Genomic DNA, 21,257 nt, shown 5'->3' on the forward strand with positions numbered 1-21,257 from the left:
TATCATATTCCCTGCTCAAAAATGCGGGTATTCAGGAAGGACCTTCGCCATTGGCAGTAAATTTCTACTAAAAACGCAACAAAAAGGTAAATTTGACACCATACATAAGCCGCCTACCCTGCTGCCAAATTCAGTTAAAAACATACCAGATTCAGTTTTTGTATTTTTAGCGCTGCTGTTGTAAGCATCTTGCATGAAAATTATACAATGAAACAAAAAGCGATCCTTCTTTTCCTGGCATTACTCCCCATGTTGTTGTTTGCACAGCCTAAAACCGTGCAAAAGCTTATTAACGGCAATCCCTGCGATACTTGTGTTATAAAATATTACCTTGCTCATTCCAACGTGCTTCCTTATGCATTTATCGGAGCCACAGCCAATCCCCTCAGGTTATCCAGCGAGTATTATGCGTTCAAAAGATCGATCCCCGATCAGCCATTCGAGCAGAACGCCTTCTTCATTACAGACAGTATTGTGAATGTGGTTTTTCTTACAGAAGAGGAAGAAAGTGCAAAACGGATACAAGCATTCTTCAAAGCGGATAAAAATTACGACTACAACGAAATTGAAATAAATATCGAAAAAAATAAGAAACAAATCGCTGGCTGGCAGGTACTAAGTAACTTAAAACCTGTTGAAGACTACAGGATCAATCGGATCCGTTACAACGGGGAAAAAAAAGATTATATTATCGGGAAATGGAAAAGCACTCACCAAACCGGCGAGCTCCATTTCGGTTATAACGATATTGTAGAAATAACACTTCGCAAAAAAGTATCAAAGGAAATTCTGCGCAGGTTCTTCATTAAACGACAACTGGACCGGCCTGTACATTTTTTCTATTTGCAAACGGAGATCACTTCATCGAATGTAAAAAAAGTGATCCGTGATTTCCTTGATGTACAATTCGATAAGGCAGGTCTTGTGCGTGGTGATTCAGCCGTTCAGTTTAAACTGAACAAAGGAAGCATAGGCATGCTGATGTTTAAACCGCTTGAAACCGGGGAAGGGATCGAATACTCATTCACAGGAACCAGTAACTGGCAATCCATTCAGCGCCCGCAGCAACCCCTTTCGGAAGGGCCTTTTCTGCTACTTGACGACACTGATATACTACCGGGGAAAACACAAACGCTTTACCTGCGGTATAAAGACCAACCGGGAACGATTCATAAAATAGAAATACAGGGCGTCTCCAACATTACAAAAACTTCTTTTTTCAAAGTAACAGCGGGCTTTATGCTCGCTTTACTTGTTTTTGGCGGATGGTATTTACTAAAACGGAACCGACATAAAAAACAGTTTGCAGCACTTAGCCGGAAAAACAAAGACATTGAAACACGTTTGTCTTTATTAAGCGGTCAGTTGAACCCGCATTTCCTTTTTAATTCACTTAATGCCATACAGGGTACCATTAACAGCAATAACAGCAACGAAGCGAATAATTATATTGGCGATATAGCCCGGTTTATGCGTAACAGCATGGACTATGGTAAAAGAGAATTCATTTCCTTACAGGAAGAGCTGCATCTTGAAACAGATTACCTGCAACTGGAACAAAGGCGCAAAAACTTTTCATTTGATCTTGTTATTGATAAAACGATAAATGCTTCGCAGATCGATTTTCCGCCGCTACTGCTACAACCGGTTCTGGAAAACAGTGTGCGTCATGCATTTGGGAAAAATGAAGATCCTGCTTTACACATCAATGTATCTTCTGTTAAGTACAACCTTATTATTTCTATTACCGATAATGGCGAAGGCTGGAATGTAAACGAACGAAAAGAAGGCCATGGGCTTGGACTGGTGAGAAAAAGAATTGAACTGATCAACGAGAAAATGCAGAATATGCGTATTGACATGAATATACGATCAATACCCGGCGAAGGAACTACAACTATTTTTTCATTTGAAAACTGGCTTGCATGAAATCCCTAACCTGTTTTATTACCGACGACGAACCGGCGGCTATTGAAAGTCTCATTAAGCTGATAGAACTTTATTGTCCTTCACTGCATATAAAAGGCAGGGCCACTAATACAACTGATGCAGCTGCATTTTTAGGTAAAGAGGAAGTGGATATTTTGTTTCTTGACATCCGAATGCAGGGAGAAACAGGTTTTGATCTTTTGAAGCAGTTGAAAGAACCGAACTTTCATTTGGTTTTTGTTACGGCATATGATGAGTATGGCATAAAGGCTATTAAGTTTTCGGCAACTGATTACCTGCTGAAACCGGTGGATCCGCAGGAGCTTATTGCTGCTGTTCACAAAGTGACAACACGCAAACAGATCCAACAGGAACAAATGCAGTTGCTGTTACAATCGCATATGATACCGAATAGTCAGCAGAAACGCATAGCCCTTGCCGACCAGTCTGAAATAAAATATGTACTCATTAACGATATCGTATGCTGCGAAGCAGAAAACAGCTATACCACTTTTTACATTGGTGACAGTAAGCAGGGGCTCGTTGTTTCCAAACCTATTGCAGAATACGAAACACTGCTGCAGCCTTACGGGTTTATCAGGGTACATCAGTCGTGGTTAGTGAACAGCTATAAACTTGAGAGTTACAAACGGGAAGACGGAGGTTATCTGCGTATGCAAAATGGCATGGATGTACCTGTAAGCAGACAACGGAAGCATTTGTTGAAGATGTTGTAATGTTGCTATGAGGGTAGCTCCCGCCCTGCCCTACACAGGGGTAAACTCGTTACACCTGGTTTTATTGACACGCATATTCATCTCACTGACGTTTATCGATCCCAGATTCCTGGAGATACCTGCATTGGGCATTTTTTGGTAGAAGAGGCTGAACGGGCGAAAGAAGTACTGGAACAGGTGCATATTCGGGTAGTGAACATTAATGATGTGGTCATCCAGAAGCTCAGGCAGGATGTACCGGGACAGTTGGGCCTATTTTGCAGAAGATTGGCAAATGCTGGGGTTAACATCCTTACGCAGTATAGCGATCATGCCAATCAATTGATAGTAGTGGTAGATGATTATGAGAAAGCAAAGCAGGTATCGGTTGCATGGATGCAAGAATGGTGGTGATTGTTCATTATTTATTCTAACATAGAAGCCTTCAAATCCAACGACTTGAAGGCTTTCGAATTTTTCCGCGGTCCGGACGGACTCGAACCAGCGACCCTCCCGACTACAGGTCGGGATGCGCATGACGATCTGTCCTGGAACAACGGTATAGGAAACCAATAATACCTGCCTGGCCAGGTGTTGTCAAATATGTCTGATTGGACTATTGATTGCGTAAACTTCTACGAAAACCGCAACAAAAAGGTAAATTTGCCGCCATACATGAGCATACGCGGCATTTTTCCAATTGACAAGTGGGACTTCAAAAGTGAATCCATATTAATGGATTTGCCTCCGGAAGATTTTGCATTGTTGACTGCAAATAAAACGGAGCAATTCTATTCAAAAGGAGAAATTATTTTCCGGGAAGCCGCCTACCCTGCCGGTATTTTTTACCTTGTTGAGGGGAAAGTAAAAAAATACAAAGTAGACAATGAAGGAAGAGAACATATTATTTATGTAGCCAACCAGGGAGAATTAATAGGCTACCATGCCATTCTTGCTGAAGATCGCTATCCTGATTCAGCCTCCGCATTGGAAAAAAGCAGAATTGCCTTTATTCCCAAAGAGGATTTTTTGAACACGTTACAGCAGTCTGCCGTATTAAGTAAACGCTTACTAAAAACTTTAAGCCATGAATTTGCCGTTTTAACCAATAGTCTTTCCGTATTTGCCCAAAAATCGGCAAGGGAAAGACTGGCTTTACAATTGATTGTATTGAGAGAAAAATACAAAGTCAATTTTCAACCAGGCATGCCGGTAGAAATTAATATTAGCCGCGATGACCTGGCAAGCATTGCAGGTACCGCCCGCGAAAATGCCGTACGTATTCTTACCGAATTTAAAGCGGCAGGAATAATAGAAACAAAGGGCCGCAAGATCATTGTGCACGATGTTAACCAGCTCATTAAAATTGCCAATTATTAGTAAACCGGGTTACAAAAGATGATCAAATTTACCTCCGCAAGCTTCACCTGCTACATAGCACCTGCCCCATTCCACTCAAGTATGCTCTAAATAAAATTGATAAAAATCACTTTTTGTAGTGATAAGGTTTACCGCAATCTGTTGGTCAACAGGGTAATTTTGTAAATCTATGCACTCCGCACCAACTTACCCAAAAACGATAAATCACTGGTTTAGTACAGATGATCAATTAAATAAATTATACCCTAAATCTATTCAGGCATTGGCCCACAGACATTGGACCCCTTTACAAATTACCCAGATGGTGGCGCCGTTTCTTGTAACTCATCCAGGGGTTAAGGTATTGGACATTGGCAGCGGTGTAGGAAAATTTTGTGTGGCCGGAGCCTATTATAAACCCTATGCAACATTTTATGGGGTTGAACAACGTAAAGACCTCATAGATCATGCAAAAAAGGCCAGTACTACATTAGGACTACAAAATGTTCATTTCATTCATTCTAATATTACTGACCTTGATTTCAGTCAATACGACCATTTTTATTTTTTTAATTCGTTTTATGAAAACCTGATGACTAATGATAAGATCGATGAAAACATAACTCACTCAACCTGGTTATTCAATTATTATCACAAGCAGTTATATAAAAAACTCGATGGAATGCCAGCAGGAACGAGAGTTGCAACTTTTCATTGCCTGAATAATAAGATCCCTCCTGATTATCATGTGGTAGATTCAAAAGTTGATACTTTATTGAAATTCTGGATTAAGGTATTGTAATCAAATATTCATCCCTGGAACGGTAAAACGGCAAAAAAATATGTGTGCTGTAAAAAAGGACCCAAAGCCTGGCTATATATGGAGCCTCCTTCATAACAAATGTGCGCGCTGCAGATCGGGAGATATGTTTCAAACGAAAAATGCATACAGGTTGAAACATTTTATGAAAATGTATGATAGATGCCCGGTTTGTGATCAACGTATGGAAATTGAAGTGGGTTTTTATTATGGTACCGGGTATGTTAGTTACGCATTAACAGTGGCATTGTCGGTTACTACATTTGTTGCCTGGTGGGTTCTGATAGGTATGTCAGTGAATGATAACAGATTTTTTTGGTGGCTTGGATTAAACATAACGCTATTAGTTGTTCTTCAGCCCTACTTAATGCGATTGTCCAGGGCAATATGGTTATCATTTTTTGTCCGTTACAATGCAAACTGGCAGGCTGAAAAAGCTGAGCACCCTGAATATGATATGAAAATTCAATAGCAAGAGTTATTAAATTATGGAAACGCCCAATATAATAAAGAGAAACTTATATTATACCCATGACCATGAATGGATAGATTTTCAGGGTTCTGTTGCATACGTTGGTGTTTGCAGCTTTAAACTATCTGGCATTAGGGAAATCCATAACATCAATCTCAATGAACTTTCAAACATGCTGAATCCAGGTGAGGTGATCTGCAGTATTCAATTCGATGATTACCTGATCAAGGTTCATATGCCGGTAGAAGGAAAAATTATCAGCTTTAACGACCTGTTGCTTACAGAAGAAAGAAATGTATTGCTTCTACAACCTGAGAATAACGGCTGGATCGCATTAGTTGCGCCCAGTAACCTGAATGATAAAGCAGGCCTGTTATCTCCTGAAGAATACCAATTACGGCAAACTAAATATTGATTAAAGAGAAAGAACTAAAACAGACAAAATACAACTACTCCGCATTATGAAGCTTACTAATAAAATGCCGCTTCATTTGAAAGACTGGTTTACTACTGATGCCCAATTTCATCAACTTTATCCTGAGCCGGTCAGCGCACAGGCCCGTATGCATTGGTCACCGCTATACATAGCCCAAAAGGTCGTTTCTTATCTCGCTGTCAACGATGCAGTGAAAATACTAGACATCGGCAGCGGAGTTGGAAAATTCTGTTTAGCCGGCGCCTATTATAAACCATCGGTTTCATTTTTTGGTGTTGAGCAAAGAAAAAACCTGATAATACATGCAGAAGCTGCCCGAAAAAAACTCGGATTTCAAAACGTGCATTTTATTCACCGGAATTTTACCCAGCTAAACCTGAACGAGTATGACCATTTTTATTTCTACAATGCTTTTTTTGAAAACCTCGACGGAACCGATAAGATAGACAACGAGATCGTGTATTCGAATGAATTATATAACTATTACAGCATTTATCTGTATAATCAGTTAGAAAAAATGCGCATAGGCACCAAGGTGGCCACTTACTGCAGCTGGGGTGATGAAATACCACCCTGCTATCAGTTGGCAGAGGCACATTTCAATAACTTATTAAAATTTTGGATAAAAATTTGACTCTTTACTAAGCGGTATATAGATCGCTGAATATTTCCTACCCTGTTTGAAAAACAGGTCTGCAAGGCTCGTTTATCATCCCTACCCATGATGTCTGGAAGGGCTGTTGTGAGAATGCAATAAGCCCCTAAATAAATGAAACAGCCCTCCAGGCTCATTTAATTTTCGAAGAAGATTAAAAGAAATGAACAACTCAAACAACCTTAATAATGAAAAAATAACCGGGATTATCCTGGATGTTTTTATCAGTATACTGATAGCTTTCCCATTTAATTTCATTGACTATCGAACGGCATTATCTGTTGGTGTTATTTGCATTATTATATTATTATCACGACGGTTCATTAAGGTACCATAAAAACCAAAATTGAAAATGCCTGACGATTCCTTATACAAAAGCAGGTGAAACGAACATTAAAATATTACAGGATCATGTGGCTGCGGCATGATTTCGCAGCAGGTCTTTCCGTTTTCCTGGTAGCGCTGCCGCTTTGCCTGGGCATCGCCCTGGCATCCGGGGCTCCCATGTATGCAGGGCTTTTATCTGGAATGATTGGAGGAATTATCGTTGCGGCTATCAGTAAATCGCCACTGGCGGTATCTGGCCCCGCAGCGGGACTAACAACCATAGTGGCTGCCTACCTGCTCTCGTTGGGTAACTACCAGATTTTCCTGTTGGCAGTTATTATTGCAGGCGCATTCCAGGTATTACTGGGGTTATTAAAATTAGGCTCAATAGCTAATTATTTTCCATCGTCTGTAATAAAAGGAATGTTGGCAGCAATTGGTATAATGCTCATTGCAAAACAAATTCCATTAGCCCTGGGATATGACAGACCCGACTTTTGGACAAGCGATTTCTTGAACCTGTTCTCTTCCGGAAATATTACGGAGTTCAGTCACCATATGAGTAATGCCTCATTGATTATTGCCGCATTTTCACTGCTATTACGGGTATTGATGCGACGATCTTTTGCAAAAAAAGTTCACTTCATACCTGCACCGTTATTGATAGTTTGCCTGGGCATACTGTTTTCTCTTTTCTTTACAAATACAGCTGGGTTTTTAGCATTGGAAAAGCCCCAGTTGGTCAACATTCCTCCGGGTAAATTTTCAAACCTTACCTTTCCTGAATTTAACCGGCTTTTCTCTAATCTGCAAATCTGGAAAGCTGGCATGGTGATCGGGTTGCTGGCTACAATGGAGACCCTTTTATGTATCGAAGCTATTGATAAACTGGACAAACATAATCGAATCACCCCAGTGAACAGAGAATTGATCGCCCAGGGCATTGGCAATATGACCTGTGGCCTTGTGGGTGCAATTCCTTTAACCGCAGTAGTTGTTCGCGGCGCGGCCAATGTAGATGCGGGCGCAAGGACAAAAATGTCTGCCATTACCCATGGAGTATTGCTATTGCTGGCAGTTGTATTGCTCCCTTTTGTATTAAACCTGATCCCTTATGCTTCCCTTTCTGCCATTCTGCTTATTACCGGGTATAACCTTACCCAACCTAAACTGTATAAAAATATGTTTAGCCTGGGTTGGAAGCAATTCCTGCCATTTATACTGACCATTATAATGATACTGGTAACCGACCTTTTAATTGGTGTAAGCATAGGATTATTACTGTCTGTTTATTTTATCATTCAAAATAACTTCAAAGCAGAATACAAAATCACCAGAACAGTTATACAGGGCATTGAAACAGAAGTGATCAAATTGAATAGTAATGTAACTTTCCTAAACAAGGTAAAACTAAAAAAAGTACTGGATGAAGTTTCAGAGCACAGTGTTTTGACTATCGATGGCAGCAACTGCAATTTCATTGACTACGACATCCTGGAAATAATCAGCGAGTTTGAAAATAAGGCGAAAGACAGGCATATTACATTATATACCATAAACATTGAAAAGGTCAATGTAACTGCGATACATTAATCCGGCACAGGCAACGCTCTTTCAGGAGTAATATGCTGTAACAATTTATTTTAGACAAGAATTGACCTGGATTATCACTTTTCGACCAGCAATCAGATTGACCCTGTAATTTTGCTTCCGTGAAATAAAAATATTTACTTTTGTTGGGAACCTGATCCATTGTAACTGTGATTATGATTGGCGAAGCCTTACGATCAGCTAAGTCAATTATTCTTTCTTTAAACCAGCGACTTTTAATTTCTCGCTCTTCCTCCCAATCCATATCTTATTTCTTATTAGAACAACGCTGTTGTAAAATCTAAAACAAAAAGTTATGCGCAATATGTTAAGATATGTGTTGATGCTTGCTGTCTTCCCGGTTTCTGTTATCGGTCAGTCAGATCAAACCACCTATGCCATCACATCTGTCAACAAGGGAAGCAACGATTGGATCGCCTTACGGACCCTGAATATGAGTACGGGGAAGTTAAGCCAGATGCTGTTAAACATGAACGACAGAGGGGAACTTCAATACGATATGGCTACGCACCAGCTTAAGGATAACATAGTCTGGCCTGTTTTGCCCTTTCCAATAATGGCTAATAATGCTGCGGCGCCCAAAGTAAACACCGGAGTTGCAGCCATTGCCTTTGACCAAAGGACAAACCGGCTGTTCTATGTTGCCATGAACGATGACATGCTGAGGTATATCGATCTTTCCACCATGAAGGCATATGCCGACCCGGAGTTGTCTTTCAGCAAGGCAGGCAATTATACATTTAAAAGCAACAATCCGATTAGCAGGCTGGTAATAACGCCTGATGGGTATGGATATACTATTACAACCGACAACAATCGCCTGATTCGGTTTACCACAAATAACAAGCCTTCTTTTACCGACATGGGCGAGTTGAAAGATGATCCCCGCAACAAGGAAATGTCAATACTCAATACCTGTAGCAACCTTGGCGGCGATATGGTTGCCGATGATGCAGGCAACCTTTATCTCATTACTGCCAGCAACCACGTTTATAAGATCGAGATCAAAACCAGGCTGGCAACCTATCTTGCAACAATTGCAAAATTACCGGCTACATTTACGACCAACGGAGCTGCCATAAACGAAAATGGGAACCTGCTTGTAAGCAGTTCAATATACACAGAAGCCTCTTTTATAGTTGACCATAAAAGCTGGCAGGCATCGCCTTCGCCCGCAATACAGCACCTGTATGGCATCGCCGATCTGGCAAGCAGTAATGTGTTACCCATAAAAAAATCCACCCCTTCGGTCATATTATTTGGCAGGCCACTTCTAAAAACCGGTAATATCAAAGTATATCCCAATCCTGTGTTGTTTGATGAAGTGAATATTCAATTCAATGATCTGCCCACCGGTAGGTATATAATTGAATTGGCAGATCCATTTGGAAGAAAAGTAATTCAACAGAAAGTAAAGCTGACAAGACAAAGACAAACCGAACTAATACAGATCCCTAAAATCACAGCACAGGCTTTCTACTATATACGCATCTTGAATGAAAGGAATGCTGTGGTAAGTACGCACAAGCTGGCGATAGAAAGGTGGTAGTTTTTGTGAGCTTCTATAATTATGGTTTATGTTGCGGTATCTATCGGGTACATCAACCTAAAGGGCCTTCAAATTCAACAATTTGAAGGCTCTTTTTAATTTTAGCCGGGCAGACTTTGAACCCGATTATATCAAAATGGCAACATCAATATTTATTAATCTTTAAGCGTGTAACTTAGTACCGGGTTTTTATGTAACAATGAATAAACCAGATTGCTATAAATTTGTTGTAACGTTTTAATAACAGCAAATGATGCGCCTGAATAAAACGCCATACCTGCTATTGATATTATTTGTCTTTCTTCAACAAAACGTTCCTGCATTTTCACAAAACAAATCTCTGCCACTGGAAAAATGGGTAAAAATTTTAGATGCCGATGATGATACGCTCAATAAAAACTTTACCGAGATCGTAGAAATATTACAGAAAACAGACACTACCATTGTTTTCCGAACTTTAAATGAGCTCGAAAAAAAAGGCGCCCGGGAAGGACCGTATTTTCAGGTGCGCATAAAACACCTTCGGGCTATTATGCTATGGAAAATACGCGACAAGGCGGCAAAGGATTCCATCATACAACTAATGAAGCCTGCATTGCAACAGGCTTATGCCATAAATGACGATCATCTGATCGCAAATGTGAGCTGGTGGTATGGAGAAACGATGTTTTTCTGCAATCAAATTGAACTATCATCAATGTATTGTTTAAATGCGGTTGAAATTCTTGATAAAAAAGGAATAACCGCTGAATCAAACAAATACCAGTTTCTTGGAGAGCTTTATTATCTCACTCGCGACCTTGACAAGGGTATCTATTACATTCGCCGGTCTATTAAAAATGAAAAAGACACGTCGCGTGATGCAAGAGTAAATACGATGAGCCGCTGGAATACGATAGCCCTTTGCTGGCGTAAAATTGGCAACTACGATTCTGCCTTTCATTATTTTGATATTGCCATGCAAATGGCAGAGGCGTTAAATTCTGAAGTTTGGAAGGGAATTATTTCGGGAAATAAGGGATACGTCTATTTCTTACAAAAAAAATACGACATCGCTAAACCATTGCTTGAATATGACTACCGCGCCAGTATACAGCATGACGAAATTGCCAATGCGGCCCATGCGTTGCAAATGATAGCGAGACTCAATTTAATGCAGGGCAAAAAAGACAGCGCATTGCTGCAGGTGAAGGAATCTCTGCGAATGCTTCAACAACAACCCCACCCCCTGCCCTATTACCTTCAAGATGTGTATTATGCCACGGCGGATGTATATCGTGTACTGGGCAACAACGACAGTTTTTATCACTATACACAATTATACAATAACCTCCACGATTCTATAGAACGGGCCGTTGCCAACAGCCGGCTGGAAATTGCCCGGCTTAGACTCGACAATCAGTCGAATATTTCTGAGATCCGTGATCTTCAAAAAGAAAAAGACGCCCAAACACGAGAGCGTAATTACATTATCGCCGCCATTGTTTTTGCTGCCATTGTGGGTTTACTTATTCTCAATCGCCAGCGTTTGAAATCCAGGTTTCAGCGCCAATTGGCTTTTCAGCATAAGGTTGCGGCCGAAAATGAACTGACCGCAGCAAAAGAGCAACTGGAAATGTTTACCCAAAGCATTATTGAAAAAACGATGGTTATAGAACAGTTGGAACAGCAGATAGCAACCAAACCATTCACCGATGAACAGCAGCAGCTTGCCAGCGAACTTAGCCGGCAAACCATACTTACCGAAGAAGACTGGGAAAAATTTAAGACGCTTTTCGAAAAAATATATCCGGGCTTTTTTTTAAAACTCAAGGAAATGGTACCCGACATTACTGTAGCCGAGCAGCGCATGGCAGCGCTAATCCGGTTGCATCTGAACACCAAACAAATGGCGTCCATGCTCGGCATTTCTACTGATAGCGTTTATAAAATCAGGCAACGTCTCCGCAAGCGGCTGCAACTGGATGATGAGTTAGCCACAGAAACGTTTCTGACCAAAATTTAACCAGCCTGTGTTTAAATCCCTCTCCTGAAAGGGTTTATGAAAATATGTCCAATTTTTGTCCAGTCGGTGTCAGGCTTTTGTCAGCCTCCGTATTTGGACCTCGCACCTGTATGCAGGTATATTCGCTTTAACAAAATGGCAGACGCCTGAATTTCCATGAAGAAAAAAAATTGGTTCCTGCTCATTATTATTCTTACAGCAGGGTTGCTGATCGCAATTGTTTTCTGGATCTATGCTAAAAGAATTGAGCAGATTGAAAATAAGATGATCCGCGCCAGTATATCAGACCACTGCGTTCCAGCGCCCGCCGATCCCCCCTATTTTGAGATCTTGTGATAATTTTTCTATTCAAAAACGTCTTATAAACCAGTATAAAATGAACAACGCACATCAATTTTCCGTTCAGGTAAAAAGCATATATGATCCGGCGGATTGCAATAGCATTTCTGAGACAGAAACAAACAGCGACGGAAGGAAGATCTCCTTTTCAATAGTAGATTCTACGGAGATGGAGCTTTTTCCACTCATGAGCCCTGCGGAAACAGATGATGCAGCCATCCTATACATTGAGAAAGGCGAAGTTACCCTGGTGCTGGATATGAAAAAATTCAAACTTTCCAAAGGGATGCTTCTTTACAAGATTCCCAAAGTGACCGTTCAGCTACTAAGCTTTAGTGACGATTGCCATTTTAAAGTTTTTTGCTTTGCGCCTCAATTTGAAATTGCCGGCGGAATGCCCATAACACACCTTAATACTATTACAGCAATAGCTTCCAATAATCCTGTTGTTATTCCTGATACTTTAACTGCAGCGACAGTTACTGTTTTGTTCTGGCTGCTTCAGAAGAAGTTAGGTTGGAGTGAAATAACGCCATCGGGCGATGAAACAATTCAACATGTATTTAGTCTTTTGATACTGGAGCTTGTTTCCTCATTTAAAAGAAATATAGCAGATAATCCTTGTTGATATTGACGACCCATGAAAACTAAAAAATTAAAATCCTGTTGACCCTTGAAATTTTAAAAGCAGAAAGCCGCAGAGAATACATTCTCTGCGGCTCCTGCATTATAGCGGCTGTAAATTAGTTCTTTCTTAAATTAAATAATAATGCACCTCCACTTTTAGGAAACCCGGTACCAGGTTGGAAGGTAACGTTTGTAAAATCAGGATGATCTCCATTGTCAGATGACATCAAAACGGCGCACTCATTGCCAGAACCAAGGCAAATTATGTCAGAATCCGATTTTGTATAATTTGTTGCAATTTTTCTTTCACTTTCCGACTGCGCACCATCATACAGATAAAGTGTAGCCTCTTTTTTAACAGTGAAAGCAGTGAAACCAACTGCCAAAACAATGGCGGACGCACTTAATAAATACTTTTTCATAAAATGTGATTTTTAAGTTTAATGATCGCCTACTCTCTTAAACAGGTTTTCGGCTCTCCCTGATTTACCACCATAGCGGCGGTGGTGTCCGTTTACAACCTGAGCTGCGCAACTCCGGTTGTATTGTTGGAACCAACAAGTAAAATTGTATTACGAATTTTCAGTAAAAAACAAAGAATCTTAGTTATGTAAATACGACGAGCGGGGGTTCTGTTATTTCTCCGGTAACCTGTTGCTTTTTATATAGCCGAATGGCAACAATGGCCAGGAAAACAAAAAATATATTGAATATCAAATGCTGCGGCCAACTTAATTTCTGTAGCATGCCGCCACAGGTACAAGGCAATTTAGGTGTATATACAAGCATATAACCAAGATAAATGGTAAATGCTGTCATCATTGCCAGTGAACCATAAAGACCTGATAATTTAGTGCGGGGTATAAATAACAGTAACGCAATAATCGATTCACTTATAGGGAGCCCCCAGGTTATAACCTGCGCAAAACTGCCAATAAGGGGGAAGTTTTTTAATACATATTTCAAATCTTTAAGCGCAAGAAATTTATTAATTGCCGTATACACAAACAACAATATAAACAAGGCCGAAATTAATTCCACGATCGTAGTTCTTTTCGCAACAACAAAATTCACAAAAGCATTTCTTTTCATTGCACTGGATAAGGTAGCATTTTTCATAAATACGGTTTTTAGGCCGGGAACAGGTAATAAGCTGTTTCCGGTTAATTAGCGAAGGTGATTGCCGTTTCAACCGGGTGCAAGTTAGTTCACTTGCTTTATCGTATTTGCACAATTTTTTATCATTACTACACTTTATAAAGAGCGATAACCAAGGATCATTTTTTTATCTACCGCCAGAAACAGCTCCTCATATTAATTTTTAATAAATGCCAGCCAACCCCGGGCAGGTTACATGGGATTCTTCACATTGTGCCGGGCAATGGCAAGGGTAATATAATAACCATAACATTTGAAAATAAAGAGTAGCCATACTGGCTCGTGAAAATTTAAAAACAGAAAGCCGCTCCGGTTAAACCGGGACGGCCTTCTGCTTTATAAAGCGGCTGTAAAGGACCGTTATTTAACGATCATCACTTTTTTAGTTATCAATTCCCCGGTGTTGAACCGGATCTGTAAAACATAAGCACCTGATGGTATTCCATGAAGGTTCAATAGCATCATAGCTTTGTTACTGCCATTTAATTGCTCCGAAGCCTTGTACACGATGTTCCCGTTTATATCCTGCAGGTACAGGGTAACATGCCCGTTATTATAGGGCGAACTGATATTCAGGTAACCCCATCCCTTGTTGGGGTTAGGATAAAACTCCGCAGTGGTCAGGGCATTGTTGTTTGGAACGGTGTTTTCCCCGGGTGTTGTAGCGGATAAGCGGGCCGCTGCGGGAGCCGTAAGAGCGAACTGGCCAAACGAGGTAACGTTGTTGCCGGTGTTGAATCCGACGTTACTGTTGCCGGGCCCATAATTAAAATGGGTTGAACGGCTGAGTTCATTGCCCCAGGTGGCGCCAAATGCACCGGAAGCGCGTTTGAATAAATGAAAATCCGTTGCGCTGTAACCAGACGTTAGATCGAGGCCGCTGAATGCGATCAATTCGGGAGCAGTAAAGGTTTTGTTAGTGCCATAGTTATTGATGATGAAATATTTCGAACGGGGCGCCAGCGGAAGCGTGCCTGGATTCTGGTCGGGCGCTGCATCGAGCTGAAAGGCTACTACTTCTCCGTTAGGATAAGTTGCGCCGCTTTTCAGAGAAAACAGCACTTCGGGGCCGGGGAAATAATAGAGGCCCGCTGCATTTACATTCGGTCTTCTGAACACCTTGCCCGTGGCTACCGGTGCAGTAGATGCCGTTATGAAAGATGCATTGGGGATAGTGGCTTCGAAATCACTCACCAGATCCGGCACTTTGCCTGTGCTGCTGTTGTATTGGTTGAACTGGAAATACTTCAGCAATCCGTTTTCGGTGCCCGGGTATTTTTGTATCAGGTGCATCTTTTCCCTTACCTCTTCCTGGCTTAAGGTATAGTTGTAGAATTTGATCTCATCGATGGCGCCTTTATAGGCGCCGCCCTGCCCGTGAATATCCTTGTTCACATAAAAAGGCGACTGCGACAGGTCAATAGCAGGCATAGCGTTGGGATTAGCCGTAAACGGCTCGCCGTTCAAATAGATCTTTACCCCTGTTGGCGAATAGGTAAGCACCACAAAATTCCAGGTAGCACTGTCGGCTATCAGGTTGAGGTTTCTGTTAGTCCATTCCACTTTATTATCGGTATAAACCAATTCAAGATTGGGCGCATACCCGCTGAATGAAAAGCCAAGCCCGAACCCGTAAATTGAACCGGGATAAGGATCATGCGCTATGAGCTGCGAAAAACTCTTCTGCAAGCCATTGGGCTTTATCCAGCAGGAAATAGAAAAATTGTTGCTGTTGATATTTACTTTTCCCAGGTTAACGGTGTCGTTATACGCACTTACCGTTACACACTTACCGGCAACCGTATCACCTGCCTTCAGGGGCGATGCCGAAAGCGCGAACTGGCCGAAGGTGGTAACGTTATTGCCTGTGCCGAAAGAAACTATACTGTTGCCGGGCGCATAACCAAAGCCGGTTGAACGGCTGAGCTCATTGCCCCAGGTAGCGCCGAAGGCGCCGGAAGCGCGTTTGTATAAACGGAATTCAGTTGCGCTGTAAGCAGGTTCATTGATGTTGAGGCCGCTGAACCGGATGCTGTCGGGAGCCGTAATCGTTTTGTTGTCGCCATAGTTATTAATGATAAAATACGTCGAAGCGGGTGCCAGCGGAAGCGTGCCGGGATTTTGGTCGGGCGCTGCATTAAGCTGAAAGGCTACCACTTCTCCGTTGGGATACGTGCCGCCGTTTTTCAAATAAAGATCGATGCCTGTACCGGGGAAGCTATGCAGGCCTCCTGCATTCACATTCGGTTTTCTAAACACCTTGCCGGCGGCTACCGGTGCAGTAGACGCTGTTATGAAAGATGCATTGGGAATGAGCGCTTCAAAAGTACTCATTAGATCAGGAACTGTACCTGCATTGCTGTTATATTGGTTGAACTGGAAATACTTCAGTAATCCGTTTTCGGCAGGGGATTTTTGGATCAGGTGCATCTTTTCTCTTACCTCATCCTGGCTCAAAGCATAGTTGTAAAATTTGATCTCGTCTATGGCTCCTTTGTAAGCGCCGCCCTGCCCGTGAATATCTTTGTTCACGTAAAATGGCGATTGCGACAGGTCTACAACGGGCCAATTGTTGCCATTGACAGTAAACGGCACGCCGTTCAAATAAAGCTTAACCCCTGTTGGCGAATAGGTAAGCACCACAAAGTTCCAGGTTTCGCTGTCGGCAAACAACCCGCTACGCCATCCCCCGCTGCCATCGGTATAGGCCAATTCAAGCGTTGGGGTATAGGTGCCCTGGAAGGCGAATTCAATGCCTAACCCTCTGGTGCCTGAACCGGGATAGGGACCATGTGCTATGATCTGCGAAAAACTTTTTTGCAGGCCATTGGGCTTTATCCAGCAGGAAATGGAAAAATTGTTGCTGTTGATATTTACTTTACCCAGGTCAATGGCGGTACTGCCTGCCATCTGCAAACACTTACCGGGAACCGTATCTATCACGTAGTTTCCTGGCGCCGATGCGAGCTGCGTGATCATATTGTTGATGGTGCGGGTATTTTTGTTGCCCGATGCATCGGTTACTTCAAGCGTTACAGAATAAGAGCCGGGTGAAGTGTATACTACTTTGGGTTCCCGGTCGGTTGTGCTGCTAACGTATGAAGCGCCTGGAAATGTCCATTTCCAGGTGGCGCCTGAATGGTTCAGGTTCGAATAATCGGTAAAATAAACAGTGTCGACCGAACGGTTGAGGAATTGCCTGTCGGCCATAGGTTGGGCTACGGGTGTTCCTGTGCTATATAACGGCGATTCCCAAATGCCCCGGTTACCCGCCATCCGTAACTTGTTGTCGCGGTAAAAAATAATGCCACCTTGTCTGCAACGAAAATTTCGTGGCAGGCCGCTGCTGTAAGGTATCCAGTCGCTCAGGGCGTTATCGCGGTAATATACCTGGTAACCGTCGTTCTGCGGCTCTTCATTGGCTATGGCGTAAACGCCGCCATTGGTGCCTGCCTGCGGAACAATGAATGCGATGGGCTGTTTGGTTAGTATGCCGGTGTAATTAACCCAGGTAGCGCCGCCGTTAATTGATTTGAAAACTTTTTGTCCCTCAATACCATGCCGCATGCAAAGAAAAACTATATTTTCATTCAGTTGGTCAACAGCAATATCAGCATTATAGTAATTATAGGTTACCCCTGTTGGTAACGTTAGGGATGTCCATCCCTGGCCGCCATCGGTAGTTTTGAAAATCCCGTTTTTTGTACATACATATAGCACATTCCGGTTGCTTCGTGCAATATCGAAACGCCACACCTTGCTGCCAAAATCATGCAATGCAGTGTATGAAATGCCATTATTAACCGATTTCCACAGAATATTGCTGTCTACCGTAGACCCGCGACCGCCGCCCACATAGTACGTATTGCTATAACAGGGATCGATCATTAATTTACTTGAAAATATACCATAATAATCTACCTGTGGCCATTTGCTGTTTTGAGCCGCGGGTATGGTAACATTTCCGGGAAGAGAAGACGGGACCTCTTTAACACCGTGAAGCAGGAAACCGACCGTGTTTTTTTTGCCATGGAAAACATGACCCGTAGGCTCCTCTGAACCTCCCAGTACAGATAAAGCATTCCCGGGTCCATACTTATCAAACAACGCGGCGTCGCCATTATGGTAGCGGCCACCCACTATAAGATCCTGGTCCCATCCCTGGTCGAAGCCCCAGTAATCGGCACCGGTGAGCCCGTGATTGCGGGCCGACCAGTTATTTATATTGGTAAAAAAATCCGTTGAGTGATCGATGCCGCCATCGGTGCACATATAGGTATCATTGCCCAGCGCCCGCATACACTGCACATCGGCATGTATCGGATACCCCATATTTTTGATAGAAGAAAAGGTAAGCCCTCCATCTACCGACTTAAATGGCTCATAGGTACCTGTGATCAGGTGGTTTTCGTTGGTGGGAGAAACCAATATATCAAGGTCATAAAAGCCCTGACCGTTGATAAAGGTGCCCCATTGCGTTCCCCCTGTGAAGCTTATGTTCCAGTTAACGCCGGCATCGGTGCTTTTGAGAAGCCTGGGCGCCACGCCAAGGCCACCGAGGGTGATACAATATACCGTATTGCCATTGGCCGGGGTAACGCCGAACCTTGCTCCGTCCTGGGAGGAAACGTTGTTCAGCGATGAAGAATTAACCGCAGAAAAGCTGGCGCCGCCATTCGTTGAGCGCAGGATCATAATAGCGCCTGCCTGCGATTTGCCCACGGCATACACCAGGTCGGTGTTAACGGCATTGATCTCCACGTCCCACATCCTGTCGGCGCTGCTGCCTGAAGCCAGTTGCCAGGTTGATCCGTTGTTGTTACTGTAATACACACCTTTATCACCGGCAACCAAGATCCTTCCCGTATTTTTATTGATGGTGATCTTTTCGGTTCTGCCGCCCTGGTAACCTGAGAGATAAGCCCATTGTGATCCTGCGTCAGTAGTTTTTATGATCTCGCCCCTTTCTGAGACAGCATATACAATATTAGGATTCGTGTGATCTACTGCAATTGACGTTGCACTAAACAACGGCAGGACATCGCTGATGCTTGCCCAGTGAAGTCCTTTGTCGGTTGATCTGAATATCACGCCTGTTTCGGATCCCGCATATAATATATTAGGATTCGAAGGGGCAATGGCGATAGAATACATATTCACCTGAAGACTGATCTTGCTTTTTGCCTCAGTAAATGTTTCAATGGGCCCAAGTACGGTCCAGTTGGCGCTGCCCGCTATTCGCGCGCTGGCAGACTGCTGCTTATTTTTCGCTTGTGCGTTGATGGCGTTTTTCAGTACCTGGTCGTAATAACCGGGTTTTTCAACAACAGAACCATCTGCCTGTATAAAAGGCTCTATGCTCCGTCGCCAGCGCATATAGGCCATTACATAGGGATCTTCACCGTTCCCTTTCTTTTCCGATGCTTCGGAATGATTGTCATTTTCGAATGCTGCAATGGCGGCATCGATGCTGAAAATATTGGGGTGCTCCCAGTCGGTATCCGTTATCCAACGGGGAGCCTGCACGCCAGGGGGAAGATTGAAAATGGCATCTCTTCGTTTGCCGGGGCCTGTTTGTGCAAACAGGAAACTGATTGCCACTAATTGTAGCAATAAGATAGTAGTTAGCTTTCTCATGGAGGGATTTTTGTTTGGAACTGGTTTTATGCCGGCAAAGTTGGGCAATCGGATCTTTTACGGGAAAAGTTTATTTTTAATTTTCCAATTATTACGAGCCCGGTATTTTTTAAAAAAACATATGCCTGCACGATAGTTTATTTGCATTAAACAAAAAGATCACTTCTAAAGTAAATGCAGATAGATTATTACATCACTATCCAATGGTAATAGTAAGTTCGGTTAACATGTGTTGCAGAGAACCATGCCCATCATTTTTCCAATTATTACTACCTGTTGTTTTAAAAAGACATATGCCTTTACAATAGTTCTGCATAAGACATTGATTAGATTTTATATCCAAGTAATTGTAAAACCGGGGACCGCGGAAGACTTTAGCGTCACCCCTAAATCCAAACACTATGCTGAAATTAAAATTTCACCTGCTACTGTTAGGTGTATTTGCAGCAAGTGCCCTTACCTATGCTCAGGAAAAACGATACCCAATTGGTAACACTATGAACCTGCTGAGTAATCTCACCACTATTACCAAGGAATGATATTTGAAGTGAGTATGCTCAAACTACTGGTTTTATATGTCCGATAAAAATAAAGCGATCTTAAAAATGGGAAATGCGGCTATTGCTGAAGGAAATTATGATTTCTTTTTGTCGTTATGCACAGATGATACCGAGTGGACATTTGTTGGCGACAAAACACTTAAAGGCAAGGAGGCTGTTCGTCAATGGATGGCAACTACATATTTGGAGCCGCCAAAGGTTACAATTACTAATCTGATTGCCGAAAATGAGTTCCTGACAGCACTGGGCATTGTAACTATGAAAGACAAGGATGGGAAGGAAATTAACTATACGTACTGTGACGTATGGCGTTTACATGATGGGAAGTTTGTAGAACTAAAGGCTTTCGTTATTAAAGGCGGGGAAAAAGCCCCTTCAATCCAATGACTTATAGGGGCTCGTAAATTTAGTTGGGGCGGCAGAACAAATATTTCTAACCTGTTGATTAGAGCTTTGACAGAAATTCAAGGACTTAGCTATGTTATAAATTCAAATAATACTGAGGTACCTTAAAGAAAGGCATCTAAGATCCAACTTGGATTCCAAAATTCACGGTAGTTTGCGATCTTCCCTTCTCGCAACGTAATGCGGCCTACATAGATCTGCTTGTACTGCTTGCCGGTAGCAGTCACCAGAGAACTGCCTTCGAACTCCACAAACACTATATCGGGATCAGATGTGGCTGAGAAGGCAAAGTTAGAAAAACTCCAGTTGGTAGCGCTTTGGGTCACGTTAGCGATGTACGCCGTAATAGCGTCTCGTCCTTCTACCTGCTTTGAATAGGGGGCGGGTGCATAAGGATACTCGTGCACGGCGTCCTCAGTCCATAGGTTGGCATAGGCTTCCCGAGTCATGGCAGAGTCGGTAAACATAGCAAGGTGCATTCGAAATAAACGTTCAGCGCGAGCCGCGCTATTGTCGGTGATGGTTGTGTTCATGAGCTTTTTTTTAATAAGTTGAGCGTCTTTTAACTGTTTTTTATTCCCTCACAAAACTACAGGGGTGATGCTATATCTTTGATATCTGTTACACAAAGGATACCAGTTACAAAAAGGAT

The 21,257-nt window shown here is 42.4% G+C and carries 19 protein-coding genes; 15 read left to right on the forward strand and 4 right to left on the reverse strand.

Going from position 1 to position 21,257, the window contains the following annotated elements:
• The first annotated feature begins 207 nt into the window (after window positions 1-207).
• The 13 genes from FAM09_RS30435 (at window position 208) to FAM09_RS30495 (ending at window position 12,846) form a co-directional block, all read left to right on the forward strand.
• A complete protein-coding gene (locus FAM09_RS30435) occupies window positions 208-1,929 on the forward strand; it encodes a sensor histidine kinase (RefSeq protein ID WP_136580955.1) in 1,722 nt (573 codons plus the stop codon).
• Window positions 1,926-2,666: a LytR/AlgR family response regulator transcription factor gene (locus tag FAM09_RS30440; RefSeq protein WP_208025685.1), complete on the forward strand. Its 741-nt coding sequence runs from the start codon at window positions 1,926-1,928 to the stop codon at window positions 2,664-2,666. The genes FAM09_RS30435 and FAM09_RS30440 overlap by 4 nt, the downstream gene beginning before the upstream one ends.
• Window positions 2,667-2,801: 135 nt before the next feature.
• On the forward strand, window positions 2,802-3,059 hold the full coding sequence (locus tag FAM09_RS30445; protein WP_208025686.1) for a hypothetical protein: 258 nt from the start codon (window positions 2,802-2,804) through the stop codon (window positions 3,057-3,059).
• Between the two features lie 261 nt (window positions 3,060-3,320).
• Window positions 3,321-4,025: a Crp/Fnr family transcriptional regulator gene (locus FAM09_RS30450; RefSeq protein WP_136580958.1), complete on the forward strand. Its 705-nt coding sequence runs from the start codon at window positions 3,321-3,323 to the stop codon at window positions 4,023-4,025.
• Window positions 4,026-4,287: 262 nt separating this feature from the next.
• Window positions 4,288-4,806 carry a methyltransferase domain-containing protein gene (locus FAM09_RS30455; protein WP_243751817.1) on the forward strand — a complete coding sequence of 173 codons (519 nt, stop codon included), beginning with the start codon at window positions 4,288-4,290 and terminating at the stop codon, window positions 4,804-4,806.
• A 163-nt stretch (window positions 4,807-4,969) separates the two neighbouring features.
• Window positions 4,970-5,296, forward strand: coding sequence for a DUF983 domain-containing protein (locus FAM09_RS30460; protein WP_317130706.1), 327 nt, complete (start codon window positions 4,970-4,972; stop codon window positions 5,294-5,296).
• A gap of 16 nt (window positions 5,297-5,312) precedes the next feature.
• On the forward strand, window positions 5,313-5,711 hold the full coding sequence (locus tag FAM09_RS30465) for a glycine cleavage system protein H (protein WP_136580961.1): 399 nt from the start codon (window positions 5,313-5,315) through the stop codon (window positions 5,709-5,711).
• Between the two features lie 46 nt (window positions 5,712-5,757).
• Entirely contained in the window at window positions 5,758-6,366 is a 609-nt protein-coding gene (locus FAM09_RS30470; RefSeq protein ID WP_136580962.1) for a methyltransferase domain-containing protein, read from the forward strand.
• A gap of 402 nt (window positions 6,367-6,768) precedes the next feature.
• The gene (locus FAM09_RS30475) at window positions 6,769-8,307 is read left to right on the forward strand and encodes a SulP family inorganic anion transporter (protein ID WP_136580963.1); all 1,539 of its coding nucleotides are present in this window, start codon (window positions 6,769-6,771) and stop codon (window positions 8,305-8,307) included.
• A gap of 313 nt (window positions 8,308-8,620) precedes the next feature.
• On the forward strand, window positions 8,621-9,874 hold the full coding sequence (locus FAM09_RS30480) for an NHL repeat-containing protein (RefSeq protein ID WP_136580964.1): 1,254 nt from the start codon (window positions 8,621-8,623) through the stop codon (window positions 9,872-9,874).
• A gap of 250 nt (window positions 9,875-10,124) precedes the next feature.
• On the forward strand, window positions 10,125-11,879 hold the full coding sequence (locus FAM09_RS30485) for a tetratricopeptide repeat protein (RefSeq protein WP_136580965.1): 1,755 nt from the start codon (window positions 10,125-10,127) through the stop codon (window positions 11,877-11,879).
• Window positions 11,880-12,035: 156 nt separating this feature from the next.
• A complete protein-coding gene (locus tag FAM09_RS30490; protein WP_136580966.1) occupies window positions 12,036-12,215 on the forward strand; it encodes a hypothetical protein in 180 nt (59 codons plus the stop codon).
• 40 nt (window positions 12,216-12,255) lie between these two features.
• Window positions 12,256-12,846, forward strand: coding sequence for a hypothetical protein (locus FAM09_RS30495; RefSeq protein ID WP_136580967.1), 591 nt, complete (start codon window positions 12,256-12,258; stop codon window positions 12,844-12,846).
• A 115-nt stretch (window positions 12,847-12,961) separates the two neighbouring features.
• On the opposite strand, the gene FAM09_RS30500 is transcribed toward FAM09_RS30495, so the two are convergent.
• From FAM09_RS30500 to FAM09_RS30510, 3 genes are all read right to left on the reverse strand, one after another.
• The gene (locus FAM09_RS30500) at window positions 12,962-13,267 is read right to left on the reverse strand and encodes a DUF6520 family protein (protein ID WP_136580968.1); all 306 of its coding nucleotides are present in this window, start codon (window positions 13,265-13,267) and stop codon (window positions 12,962-12,964) included.
• Window positions 13,268-13,451: 184 nt separating this feature from the next.
• Window positions 13,452-13,964, reverse strand: coding sequence for a MauE/DoxX family redox-associated membrane protein (locus tag FAM09_RS30505; protein WP_208025687.1), 513 nt, complete (start codon window positions 13,962-13,964; stop codon window positions 13,452-13,454).
• A gap of 399 nt (window positions 13,965-14,363) precedes the next feature.
• Window positions 14,364-19,640: a LamG-like jellyroll fold domain-containing protein gene (locus FAM09_RS30510; protein WP_136580969.1), complete on the reverse strand. Its 5,277-nt coding sequence runs from the start codon at window positions 19,638-19,640 to the stop codon at window positions 14,364-14,366.
• Window positions 19,641-20,041: 401 nt separating this feature from the next.
• Between FAM09_RS30510 and FAM09_RS30860 the strand changes: the two genes are divergently transcribed.
• Window positions 20,042-20,179 carry a hypothetical protein gene (locus FAM09_RS30860; RefSeq protein WP_153825488.1) on the forward strand — a complete coding sequence of 46 codons (138 nt, stop codon included), beginning with the start codon at window positions 20,042-20,044 and terminating at the stop codon, window positions 20,177-20,179.
• 36 nt (window positions 20,180-20,215) lie between these two features.
• The gene (locus tag FAM09_RS30515) at window positions 20,216-20,587 is read left to right on the forward strand and encodes a nuclear transport factor 2 family protein (protein ID WP_136580970.1); all 372 of its coding nucleotides are present in this window, start codon (window positions 20,216-20,218) and stop codon (window positions 20,585-20,587) included.
• A 122-nt stretch (window positions 20,588-20,709) separates the two neighbouring features.
• Here the strand turns inward: FAM09_RS30515 and FAM09_RS30520 are convergent, their stop codons facing one another.
• On the reverse strand, window positions 20,710-21,084 hold the full coding sequence (locus FAM09_RS30520; RefSeq protein WP_166437326.1) for a nuclear transport factor 2 family protein: 375 nt from the start codon (window positions 21,082-21,084) through the stop codon (window positions 20,710-20,712).
• Between the last annotated feature and the right edge of the window lie 173 nt (window positions 21,085-21,257).

The sequence above is a fragment of the Niastella caeni genome, from assembly GCF_004834005.1.
GTDB lineage: Bacteria > Bacteroidota > Bacteroidia > Chitinophagales > Chitinophagaceae > Niastella > Niastella caeni.

Bases quoted from the DNA above. Each gene is read 5' to 3' on its own strand.
- FAM09_RS30435 (WP_136580955.1), top strand. From the start codon at position 208: ATGAAACAAAAAGCGATCCTTCTTTTCCTGGCATTACTCCCCATGTTG.
- FAM09_RS30440 (WP_208025685.1), top strand. From the start codon at position 1,926: ATGAAATCCCTAACCTGTTTTATTACCGACGACGAACCGGCGGCTATT.
- FAM09_RS30450 (WP_136580958.1), top strand. From the start codon at position 3,321: ATGAGCATACGCGGCATTTTTCCAATTGACAAGTGGGACTTCAAAAGT.
- FAM09_RS30460 (WP_317130706.1), top strand. From the start codon at position 4,970: ATGAAAATGTATGATAGATGCCCGGTTTGTGATCAACGTATGGAAATT.
- FAM09_RS30465 (WP_136580961.1), top strand. From the start codon at position 5,313: ATGGAAACGCCCAATATAATAAAGAGAAACTTATATTATACCCATGAC.
- FAM09_RS30470 (WP_136580962.1), top strand. From the start codon at position 5,758: ATGAAGCTTACTAATAAAATGCCGCTTCATTTGAAAGACTGGTTTACT.
- FAM09_RS30480 (WP_136580964.1), top strand. From the start codon at position 8,621: ATGCGCAATATGTTAAGATATGTGTTGATGCTTGCTGTCTTCCCGGTT.
- FAM09_RS30485 (WP_136580965.1), top strand. From the start codon at position 10,125: ATGATGCGCCTGAATAAAACGCCATACCTGCTATTGATATTATTTGTC.
- FAM09_RS30490 (WP_136580966.1), top strand. From the start codon at position 12,036: ATGAAGAAAAAAAATTGGTTCCTGCTCATTATTATTCTTACAGCAGGG.
- FAM09_RS30495 (WP_136580967.1), top strand. From the start codon at position 12,256: ATGAACAACGCACATCAATTTTCCGTTCAGGTAAAAAGCATATATGAT.
- FAM09_RS30500 (WP_136580968.1), bottom strand. From the start codon at position 13,267: ATGAAAAAGTATTTATTAAGTGCGTCCGCCATTGTTTTGGCAGTTGGT.
- FAM09_RS30505 (WP_208025687.1), bottom strand. From the start codon at position 13,964: ATGAAAAATGCTACCTTATCCAGTGCAATGAAAAGAAATGCTTTTGTG.
- FAM09_RS30510 (WP_136580969.1), bottom strand. From the start codon at position 19,640: ATGAGAAAGCTAACTACTATCTTATTGCTACAATTAGTGGCAATCAGT.
- FAM09_RS30860 (WP_153825488.1), top strand. From the start codon at position 20,042: ATGCTGAAATTAAAATTTCACCTGCTACTGTTAGGTGTATTTGCAGCA.
- FAM09_RS30515 (WP_136580970.1), top strand. From the start codon at position 20,216: ATGTCCGATAAAAATAAAGCGATCTTAAAAATGGGAAATGCGGCTATT.
- FAM09_RS30520 (WP_166437326.1), bottom strand. From the start codon at position 21,084: ATGCACCTTGCTATGTTTACCGACTCTGCCATGACTCGGGAAGCCTAT.